We start from the raw sequence: 11,191 nt of genomic DNA on the forward strand, positions 1-11,191 counted from the left end.
TGAAATGGGAAAAGCAACTGGATTTTTAGAGTATGAGAGAATCAAACCGAAAAAACGATCTCCAGAAGAAAGAATCAAAGACTGGGGCGAGATAAGGTTGCCGCGAGATCCTGAGGTAATTAAAACTCAGGGTGCACGATGCATGAACTGTGGAGTCCCTTTCTGTCACGGCGGTGTGCTGTTAAATGGCATGGCTTCGGGATGTCCTCTTCACAATCTTATTCCTGAGTGGAATGAGCTTATTTATAAGGGGCAGTGGGAGGAAGCTTACCAAAGGCTGACCAGAACCAGCCCTTTCCCGGAATTTACGTCCAGAGTCTGCCCTGCACCGTGTGAAGGGGCCTGCACAGAAGGCTATATCATGGAGTCTGTTACCATAAACAGTCTCGAATATGAAATCATTGAGAAAGCTTTTGCAGAAGGGTGGGTAAAACCCAGGAAGGGTAAGGCTACAGGAAAGAGAATTGCCATTGTCGGTTCAGGCCCTTCGGGACTATCTGCTGCCTACTATTTAAAGGCCGTGGGACATGACGTAACTGTATATGAGAGAAGCGACAGAGTCGGCGGCTTAATGATGTACGGGATTCCGAACATGAAGCTTGAAAAACGCATTGTGGAAAGACGATTTACACTGCTGAAGGAATCAGGAATCCAATTTGTGCTTAACACAGAGGTGGGCAAAGACATCAGTGCGCGGGATTTAGTTGATCAATATGATGCCGTTGTACTGTGCGCCGGTGCAACCAAAGCGCGAGGACTTGATGTTGAAGGAAAAGACCTAAAAGGGGTTCACTTTGCTGTAGATTTTCTAAAGGCTAATACAAAAAGCCTCTTGGATTCAAATCTTCAGGACGGCAATTTCATTAGCGCCAAAGGCAAGAACGTCATCGTTATCGGTGGGGGGGATACAGGAACGGACTGCGTAGCCACGTCTATACGGCATGGTTGTGAGAGTGTCTTCCAGTTTGAAATTTTGCCTGAACCGCCCGCTAAGAGAATAGAAGAGCATAATCCTTGGCCTGAATGGCCGAAGATGCTAAATGTGGACTACGGTCAGGAAGAAGCTATAAGCCTGTATGGAAAGGATCCTAGAAACTACCTTATATCCACTAAAAAGATTGTGGGAAATGAAAACGGTGAGGTCACGGAAGTTCACACGGTAGAAATCTCCTGGGTCAGGGATGTTTCTGGAAGAATGGTGCCTCAAGAAGTTCAAGGGAGCGACAAAGTCTGGAAAGCTGACCTTGTGCTTCTGGCCATGGGATTTCTAGGTCCGGAAGATATGATAGCGAATGAGCTTAAGCTTGATAGAGACCCCCGCAGCAATGTGAAAGCAGAATATGAGGTTTTTGAGACCAATGTGGATAAGGTATTCACCGCAGGCGATATGAGAAGAGGTCAGAGTCTCATAGTCTGGGCTCTCCAAGAAGGAAAGCTTGCCGCAAGGGAAGTCGATAAATACCTAATGGGTAAAAGTGTCATTAAATAAGTAAGTATTAAGGACCCGCAACACCGTTCAAGGTTGGTGATGCGGGTCCTTTTTTCAATTCCGAGACACCCGCTTCAAGTGGGTGTTCCTTATTCTACTTCGGTTACGATAGTCTCCAGTGGAGAGTATCGCCGAAGCCGTGGTCCCAATAGGAATGCCTACCGGCGTAGGATAGAGTATCGCGGAGCACCTTTCACAATAGGAACACTTGGTGCGAAGGAGGTAGACTCCATCTTACGGCGCGAATGTATTCGTCTGTGGATATGCCCCTTCGGCATAAGTCTATCCTCAGCGCAATTGTATTCGTTACGGGCCGTGCGCTTTCGGCGATAATCTCCACCGGAGACTATCGTACTGGAGACTTGCGTCACCGAAGTCTCGATGTTCGGCTTTAGGTGAACGAGTTCACTGATTAATAACATTAAGTTATTGGTACCTTGAGAGCGGTATGAAATAAAAATTTCTATCTGTAATAGATTTAGATGGCAGACTCATTATCTGGCAGTTTGTAAAATGGTTGCATCTTGGTGGTCAAGAACAAATTTAGTGCTGCAATAGCGGCGCCGATCACAAAAACGTATTCATAGCCGAAAATAGTCCAGATAAAACCGCCTAGAAATGGTACAAACATAGAGACTATGTGGTCAATGCTTATTCCCATAGACAATGTGGGAGAAACATCTTCTGGACTAAGGGCGATTTTTTTGACATAGGTAGCTCTGGCCATACTCACGGATGCCAGCATTTGATCTAGTACAAATAATCCACAAATAGTGTATAGAGCAATTTTGTCCATACCCAAATTTTCAAATATTCCTTGAGTAAAGGCATAACCCAGACAAATAAAGATTAAAGACACAGCTTCTCCAGCCAGAACAAATCTTTCTCCCACACTGTCAATTAAATAACCAATAAAGGGCTTAAAGACAATTCCCAATCCGGCGATAAGAAAGCTAAGAACGGCAAAAGTAGCTACTCCTTGATCAAATACTTTGATCAGGACCCAAGGCCCAAAGGTAATAAAAATCTGCTTCCTTGCTCCATAAAGAATACTAAGTCCATAGAAGACTTTATATTCCTTGCGTAGAACAAAGCGTTTTCCGACTCTCTTGCCAGAGTGGGGTTTCATTAATAATATAAGAATAGCGGATAAAAAGAAGGCCCCTGCCGAAATAGACAAGGCCAAATGATAGTCTATTTTCATAAACCTAAATAAAAAAGCAGTTGCCAGACTTGTCGCTAGAAAGACAGCGGTGTTTACCGAATTGATTTGACCTAACCGTCTTCCCATCTGACCATCTGTTGCAAGGTTCATTCCGATACTGTTGGACATTGGCATAAATAAATGTTGGCCCATGCTGTAAAGCGTCAGCCAACCAATCATAGGCAGATATTCAGGCGACCAGAATGCCAGTCCGAGAGCCCCCAAACCTCCAAGGAGGTTTGCCACAGCAGCCGTCCGCACGTCTCCGAAGGCAAACAATAAACCAGTTACAAAGACAACTGCGAACCCGGGGAATTCACGTGGTATTTCTAGAAATGTTCTTTGAGATATGGTTAGTTGATAATTATCATTCAAAAAGTTATTAAAGAAAGAAGTATCTATACTTTGTGTAATGCCTATTACCGCACTGGCCAATAAAAATAAGACAAAATCCCTTTTCCCTATTCCCAACATATCGTTTAACCTCTTACTCTCTTTTCATATAGCTTAGATATATAATTCTACTTGATCATAGAAATTCCTGCGGTTTTCGAATCTTTTTATGTAGTCTAAAGTTGATAATTGATTTTAGGATGAAAATTATTGGGAAAATTGTAAACAAACCTAGTTAATGGTAACCTATAGAGTGTGATTGATCAAAGAAATTAGGGTATTAATAAAAGAGCGATTCTCGTCCTTTTTAAAAGGCAAAAGACTGGTTTGGAAGATCCAAAGTGGGAGGCGGAAAAAATGTTAGCAGTCTATAATACTATCGGAAATAATTTCGTAAAAACTGACAAACCAGAAGAAAAGGGCTCTTGGATAAATATGATAAATCCGACGGAAGACGAAATAGCTCTCGTCACTAAGGCCATAAAAATTGAGAATGATCATTTTATCAGGGATGCATTAGACGATGAAGAGCGGCCCCGAATTGAGTCGGAGAATAACCAAATCTTAGTTATTATTAATGTGCCGATTATTCAAAATGCGACGGTCATTTACGATACAATTCCTCTTGGAATCATATTGACAGAAGATCATTTTGTGACAGTGTGTTTGCAGGACGTTGAGGTTCTTAAGGACTTTGCGACCGGGAAAATCCGCGGAATGAATACTCATAAAAAGACCCGGTTTTTGTTTCAAATCCTCTATAAAAGTGCTACCTTATATCTAACCTTACTAAGAGAGATTGAAAAGAAGACTAACGAAATTGAGTTAACACTTCACAAATCGATGAAGAATAAGGAATTAATTCGGTTGCTCAATCTTCAAAAAAGCCTTTTGTATTTTACGACTTCCTTGAAATCCAATGAAAAGGTTATGGAAAAAATGCTAAGGACAAGGGTTTTGAAAATCTATGAAGAGGATCAGGATTTGCTGGAAGATGTTATTATAGAAAATAAACAAGCAGTAGAGATGGCGGAAACCTATAGCAACATTTCGAGCAGCATGATGGATGCTTTTGCTTCTATTATTTCGAATAACTTAAATATGGTGATGAAATTTTTAGCGTCCATTACGATTGTTTTAGCCCTACCAACGATGCTGGCCAGCTTTTTCGGAATGAATGTAAGAATTCCGTTTCAGACATCTGACTATGGTTTTGTGATTATCGTTGGCATGTCTGTCGTCCTCTGCTTTGGCGGTATTATTTTTTTAGCGAAAAGAAAAATGTTCTGAGGAAGGATCTAATCAATTGTGATAATCAAAATTTCAGTGCGTAATTTGGTTGAATTTGTACTCAGACGCGGAGACTTGCAACCGGGATCCATAGGTGCTTCAAGGGCCTTAGAAGGAATCAAAGCCCATCAATATATCCAAAAAATTAGTGGAGCAGACTATGTACCTGAAGTTACGCTCAGTTACCTTTATCCTAATCAGGAAACCCAAGACAGTTGGGTGCCCAAGAGCATAAGCGAAAACCTCTGCTTAGAAATTAAAGGGCGTGCCGACGGTATCATAATGAAGGAATCCGGTGCTTGTATTGATGAGATCAAAACTACTTCCTTGGACTTAGATCTGATCGATGAATCATTTAGTGATTTGCATTGGGCTCAAGCCCAATGTTATGCATTTATGTATGCAATGCAAGAAGGCTTAGAAACAATGGAGACACAACTTACTTATGTTCAGCTTGATACCGTCCAAACCAAGAAATTCTTGAGAAGTTTTTCACGGACAGAACTAACAGAGTTCTTCTTTAATCTGGTCGAGCAGTATTTGACTTGGGCATGTCAATTGCAAGAATGGGCGCTGAAGAGAGACGACAGCATTCGGACAATGCAATTTCCCTTTGGAACCTACAGACCAGGTCAGCGAGAATTAGCAGTAGCCGTTTATCAGACGATTAAACAAAGTCAGAAGCTGTTTGCCCAAGCCCCAACAGGTATTGGAAAGACTATTGGCACACTGTTTCCTGCCTTAAAGGCTATGGCTGAAGGGTTTACTGTGCAGATTTTCTATCTTACAGCGAAAACTATTACTCGCACGGTTGCCGAAAAAGCCCTGACAGATTTACAGTCACAAGGATTAGATATTAAACGTCTGACGTTAACGGCTAAAAGTAAACTGTGTTTTCTTTCCGAAGCGTCATGCCTGCCCGAAGACTGTCCGTTTGCACGAGGATATTATGATCGGGTGAGAGGAGCTGTGGAGGACGTCTTTAAGGAACAAGCTTGGACACGACAAATAATCGAGCTATATGCTCGCAAGCACGTTGTTTGTCCTTTTGAGTTCTCCTTGGAAATGGCAAATTGGGCAGATGTGGTGATTTGTGATTATAATTATGTGTTTGATCCACGCGTCTATTTAAGGCGCTTTTTTCTAGAAGGAGGAGAGTACACCTTTTTGGTGGATGAAGCACATAATTTAGTAGACAGAGCAAGGGATATGTTTTCAGCCGAGCTGGGGAAGGAATCTTGGCTGAGTTTAAAGAGATTAACAAAAGAAGACGACTTGAGGCTGACTAAAAGTTTGACAAAAGTTAATTCTGCTTTAGTTAAAGAAAAAAAGGGTTGCACAGAAGCTGGTGAAAATGGGGAGAGTGTTGAAAAGGAATCCCCAACAAAACTGATTCAAGCATTAAGGAACTTTGTTAAAGCGGCTGAATATTTCCTAAAAACGAACAAGCAACTGTTTTCTTGGCGGGAACAACTGGTTGAACACTATTTCCAGGCGTTAAGTTTTACCAGAACAGCAGATAGTTATAATGAGCGATATGTTACTTATAAGTATTTAACAAGGGATGATTTCAAAATTAAGTTGTTCTGCCTTGATCCTTCTATGCGCCTAAAGGAAGCTCTGGAAAGAGGTCGCTCCGCTGTGCTTTTTTCGGCGACACTGAGTCCGATGGAATACTTTATGAACGTTTTAGGCGGGGACCAAACATCTTACAAACTTAAACTAACGTCTCCTTTTCCCCCACAGAATCTTTGTCTGCTGATAAATGATCGTATATCTACTAAGTATAAGCAACGGGCCGCGACTTACGAGCAAGTTACAGAAGCGATTTCGGCGGTGGTTCTATACAAAAAGGGGAACTATTTAGCCTATTTTCCTTCGTATCACTATATGAATGAAGTTTATCTAAGATTTAAGGCACAAAACCCTCAAGTAGACGTAATTTGCCAAAGTTCCGGTTTGACTGAAGAGGAACGAGAGGCTTTTTTAATAAGATTTTCACATAACCCCGAGCAAACCCTAGTGGGTTTTGTTTTGATGGGCGGGATCTTCGGCGAAGGTATCGACCTGATTGGGGACAGGCTCTCAGGAGCGATAGTAGTAGGAGTTGGCTTGCCGCAGGTTTGTATGGAGCGAGAAATTCTTCGCACATACTATGAAACAGCAAGCCATCAAGGTTTCGAATTTGCGTATCTTTATCCAGGGATGAACAAAGTCTTACAGGCAGTAGGCAGGGTGATTCGAACAGAAAAAGACAAAGGGATTGTCTTACTAATAGATGAACGCTTCTCAAAAGCATCCTATAGAAAATTGTTTCCTGATGAATGGAAAAAGGTGTGCAACGCTGGATCGGTAGACAGTATGCTTCCTGTCATTAAAAACTTCTGGATCTCAGATTAAATTTGGTCAATAGGGTTTCTTCAAGGAATTAGAATGTTGCTAAAACAAGCGAAATGCTACTAGGCTTAGCGCTTGTTTTTATGGTTTAATAGATGAGGAACAGATATGCGAAAAGAATGAGGTTTTTGATAATGATAATGTATTTTTTCCCTATTGTACTTATAGTCACGTCAAATATTATTTATAATGTGTGTCAAAAGTCTACCCCTCACAGTGCCAATCCCTTTTCGGCTCTGCTGGTTACCTATTTGACTGCAGCTGTTTTAACTCTAATAGCCTTTCCTTTTTATAAAACGGATAAGGGTTTTTTTCAATCCTTTCATCAGTTAAATTGGACTAGCTTTGCCCTAGGTGTTGCTATAATAGGCCTTGAATTAGGTTATTTGCTTGCCTACAGGGCTGGGTGGAATTTAAGCGTCGGATCTTTGGTAGCAAATATTATTCTTGCTATTATGCTTATTCCCATTGGAATATTGTTTTACAAAGAGGGTTTTGCAGTTAACCAAATTATTGGGGTGGTATTTTGCATGGTAGGATTGGTACTAATCAACAAGTAATAGTTATTAAACTGAACAATTTTAAGCAACTATAGGAGACGACATAAGATGGATTTATTAGATGATATCTCAAATGGTATAGCGGAGGATCAGGGTTTAAGTTTATCTGCACGATTATTAACTTGGTATACAGCGGAGCAAAGGGACTTGCCATGGCGGAAGACCGTAGACCCATATGCAATTTGGGTGTCTGAAGTCATGCTCCAACAAACTCAGGTAAAAACGGTTATTCCATATTATGAACGATTTTTAAAACTCTTTCCCAGCGTTGAAAAACTTGGAACGGCAAGCCTTGAGGATGTATTAACGATGTGGAGCGGACTTGGCTACTATTCAAGAGCCCGTCGTATGTGGGAAGGGGCTAACTATCTGATTCAAAAACTGGGTGGGAAAATGCCGAGAGATTATGATGAACTTCTGAAAATTCCGGGGATCGGCGACTATACTGCAGGAGCTATAGCCAGTATTGCCTTTGGGCAAAGAGTAGCGGCTATAGATGGAAATGTAAAGCGGGTTGTATCACGTCTCTTAGCTTGGTCGGAGCCGGTAGAGACAGTTCGCAGTTATCGCCACTTTAAAGATCATCTTATGGCATGGCAATCAGCTCAAAAGCCGGGGGATTTCAATCAGGCCTTGATGGAACTAGGCGCGATGGTTTGTTCCCCCACGAAACCGGACTGTAAAGGATGTCCTTTAGCCGAAGTTTGCAACGGGTATTTGCAAGGCGACTTCCTGCGCTACCCTGTAAAGAAGCTCAAGGCTCAGCGCCAAGAGGTTACTCGGTTGACTTTTGTTCTGCGTAAAGGCAACCGGGTATATATTCAAAAACGCCCTTCCAAGGGGTTGCTGGCTGACCTATGGGAGTTCCCTGGTGTGGAATTGAGTCTCGGAGACATTCATAGTTTGAAAGACAGTCTGCCTGTCATTACTATGGACGAGTGCTTCGAATTTTTCAAACAGGCGGTGCCTGACAGAGCGTTTGATGCTCAAGTGAATGACCAAATCGAGAAAGGGATAGAGTTTAATGGTCCAGTTTGGTACACCTTTAGCCATCGGCGTTGGAAAATAATCTGGTCAATTATTGATTTGTCTGAAACGTTTCGGGCAGAACCGACGAACGCTTACTCCCTGAGAGAAATAGATGAGAAGTATTGGGCAGAAACTAAGGAAGTAAACGAGCTTGATAAGCAACGGTGGGTTTCCACCAATGAGTTGGGATTGCTCCCTCTTCCGGTTGCTTTTACTGCCATCGTTGAAAAGTTGTTTGACGATTGATTAGAATTATATTTTAAACGGTACACCTGAAACTTTGGGCGATGATGATCCTCCAGACTGCCGCCTAATGTCTCGACCCTTGGAGTAAATCAATAGGGATTGCAGGAAATCTAATGAGAAAAAGATGATGGAATAAACACTAATTTCGGTTTTGTAAGATTTATTTGACAAATTACCAAGTAAAAAATATATATTGTATACATGGGCTAAAACAGTTGAATGTGAGGTAGTCTCTATGTTACTTTAAGTGTATAAACTAGTTAATGTATAGAGCAAAGGCGCTCATAAGAAATTTTGTACTTGATTTAAGTGCAGTTTCTTAGGAGCGTCTTTTTTATACTAGTTAGAAAGTATAGCTTTACGTTATATACTTTCTGGAAGGTCCCTTCTCACCGTAAAAGCTTAATCGCTATGTTAAAGATTATGCAGGATATTTTAGCGGGATTATGAGCAGATTTTAGATGAACCATTTTCTGAGTTAATTCCTGATAATAAAAGATCTGCTGGCAATCTTTATTGTGGTTGTAAGGGATTATGGACTATGACTGCAAACAAGATTTATATGGGATATAATAAGTCTAATAATGGCGATTTAGTTCATATTTTTCACTTTGAGAAAGGAGAGCACCTCAATTGCATTTTTCAAAAGAAGATTGTCTAAAGTTTGTAAAGGAAAATGATGTTCGATTTATTCGTCTGCAGTTTACGGATATTGCCGGTAACATGAAGAACATTGCGATCACAGATAAACAGCTTGCCATTGCTTTCGAAAACGGAGTTATGTTTGACGGCTCAGCTGTGGCGGGATTCTCCGGTATTGAATCGTCTGATATGTTTCTTTTCCCAGATCCGGGTACCTTCTCAGTCATTCCTTGGAGGCCGCAACAGGGCAAGGTTGCAAGAATCATATGTGATATTAAAAACCATGACGGTTCTCAATTTGAAGGAGATCCCCGCTATATTCTCAAACGAACCTTGAAGAAAGTTCAAGACTTAGGCTATACCTTCCAAGTTGGTCCGGAATGTGAGTTTTTTATGTTTTACAACGATGATGAAGGTCAACCAACCACGATTACCCATGACTCGGCTAGTTATTGTGATCTGGCACCCATTGACCAGGGAGAAAACACCCGTCGGGAGATTTGCATGGTCTTAGAGGAAATGGGGTTTGAAATCGAAACATCGCATCATGAGACAGCGGCAGGGCAACATGAAATTGATTTCAGATACACCGATGCTCTAACTGCGGCAGATAATATTATGACCTTTAAAATGGTAGTCAAGATCATTGCTCAACGAAATGGTCTGCATGCTACTTTTATGCCTAAACCGCTTCCCGGCGTCAATGGTTCGGGAATGCACATCAATATGTCATTGACCCAAAATGGTTCCAACCTCTTTAGCGGGGGCCCAGGCACCACCGATATATCTGAAACGGCAAAGTATTTTGCTGCAGGGCTGTTGAGTCATATCAAAGGAATTACAGCCATCGCCAATCCCCTTGTGAACTCCTATAAACGGTTAAAAGCGGGCTTTGAAGCTCCAGTGCATATCGCCTGGTCCCATATGAACAGAAGTCCTTTGCTAAGGGTTCCTGCGCCTAGGGGGGAGGGGACAAGACTCGAACTTAGAAGTCCTGATCCTACCTGTAATCCTTATTTAACCTTAGCGTTAGTACTGGAGGCAGGGCTTGATGGTTTAAACAATCGTTTGCCGCTGGTTGATCCAGTTAACGTTAATATTTACAATTTGACGCCTGAACAGGAGAAAGAACTTAAGCTTGAGCGGTTACCCTCAAATCTCTTGTTTGCTCTTGAAGAGATGAAGAAAGACCCTTTAATTCAATCGACACTTGGTGCGCATACGTTTAATAAATACTTAGCCACAAAGGCTTTGGAATGGGAATCCTATGATAACTCCATTCATGCATGGGAGATTGATAAGTATCTGAAATCTTATTAACTATTGTATCCCTGCTCAAAGGGGTGATTGTAGTGAGCGCAGGGAGTGTTTTAATCGTTTGTGGAAAAGCTGAAATGGCGAGCAGCATGCAAACGATGCTCATAAAAGAAGGTTTTTATCCGGTTAGCTGCGCTCATTCAGCCAATGAAGCGCGCAGGAATTTCTTTAACACCGTATTAGACATAGTAATTATAAGTACTCCGCTGCCCGATGAACATGGTACAGATCTGGTCTTTGATGTTCACGAGAAAACATCTGCAGGAATAGTAGTAATCGCAAGGCCGGAACATCTGCTTGATATGCAATGCAGTCTTGAGAAAATTAATGCACTGATTCTGCCTAAGCCCATTAATCGCTTAACATTGTTGCAAACTGTTCGATTCGCTCTGTCAGTACGAAATTCGATGGCCCAGTTAGTATCTGAACGGGATAGTTTAAAGAAGCGGATGGATGAGCGAAAGATTGTTGAACAGGCGAAGTGGATGCTTGTGGAAAAACTAAATTTGAGCGAGCCGCAAGCCTTCCGCCTTATCCAGAAAAAAGCCATGGACTTGCGTCTTCCTCAGGTTCTGGTAGCGGAAGAGATTATAAAGAAGTACGAATAAGAGGGATACCTGGTTT

The 11,191-nt window shown here is 41.7% G+C and carries 8 protein-coding genes; 7 read left to right on the top strand and 1 reads right to left on the bottom strand.

Going from position 1 to position 11,191, the window contains the following annotated elements; genetic code table 11:
• Positions 1–4 precede the first annotated feature (4 nt).
• Positions 5–1,489, top strand: a complete 1,485-nt coding sequence (locus BUB11_RS12025) for a glutamate synthase subunit beta (protein ID WP_073029987.1) — start codon at positions 5–7, stop codon at positions 1,487–1,489.
• 478 nt (positions 1,490–1,967) lie between these two features.
• Here the strand turns inward: BUB11_RS12025 and BUB11_RS12030 are convergent, their stop codons facing one another.
• Positions 1,968–3,167: an MFS transporter gene (locus BUB11_RS12030; protein WP_242947531.1), complete on the bottom strand. Its 1,200-nt coding sequence runs from the start codon at positions 3,165–3,167 to the stop codon at positions 1,968–1,970.
• Between the two features lie 276 nt (positions 3,168–3,443).
• Between BUB11_RS12030 and BUB11_RS12035 the strand changes: the two genes are divergently transcribed.
• The 6 genes from BUB11_RS12035 to BUB11_RS12060 all read left to right on the top strand — a co-directional run bounded on the left by BUB11_RS12035 (position 3,444) and on the right by BUB11_RS12060 (position 11,175).
• Positions 3,444–4,376, top strand: a complete 933-nt coding sequence (locus tag BUB11_RS12035; protein WP_073029988.1) for a magnesium transporter CorA family protein — start codon at positions 3,444–3,446, stop codon at positions 4,374–4,376.
• 15 nt (positions 4,377–4,391) lie between these two features.
• The gene (locus BUB11_RS12040) at positions 4,392–6,776 is read left to right on the top strand and encodes an ATP-dependent DNA helicase (RefSeq protein WP_143187609.1); all 2,385 of its coding nucleotides are present in this window, start codon (positions 4,392–4,394) and stop codon (positions 6,774–6,776) included.
• A 131-nt stretch (positions 6,777–6,907) separates the two neighbouring features.
• Complete coding sequence (locus tag BUB11_RS12045) at positions 6,908–7,333, top strand: EamA family transporter (protein WP_073029990.1); 426 nt, start codon at positions 6,908–6,910, stop codon at positions 7,331–7,333.
• A 48-nt stretch (positions 7,334–7,381) separates the two neighbouring features.
• Positions 7,382–8,608: an A/G-specific adenine glycosylase gene (mutY, locus tag BUB11_RS12050; RefSeq protein WP_073029991.1), complete on the top strand. Its 1,227-nt coding sequence runs from the start codon at positions 7,382–7,384 to the stop codon at positions 8,606–8,608.
• A gap of 633 nt (positions 8,609–9,241) precedes the next feature.
• The gene (locus BUB11_RS12055; protein WP_073029992.1) at positions 9,242–10,570 is read left to right on the top strand and encodes a glutamine synthetase family protein; all 1,329 of its coding nucleotides are present in this window, start codon (positions 9,242–9,244) and stop codon (positions 10,568–10,570) included.
• Between the two features lie 32 nt (positions 10,571–10,602).
• Positions 10,603–11,175: an ANTAR domain-containing response regulator gene (locus BUB11_RS12060; protein ID WP_073029993.1), complete on the top strand. Its 573-nt coding sequence runs from the start codon at positions 10,603–10,605 to the stop codon at positions 11,173–11,175.
• Positions 11,176–11,191 lie beyond the last annotated feature (16 nt).

This window comes from Desulfosporosinus lacus DSM 15449, from assembly GCF_900129935.1.
Lineage (GTDB): Bacteria > Bacillota > Desulfitobacteriia > Desulfitobacteriales > Desulfitobacteriaceae > Desulfosporosinus > Desulfosporosinus lacus.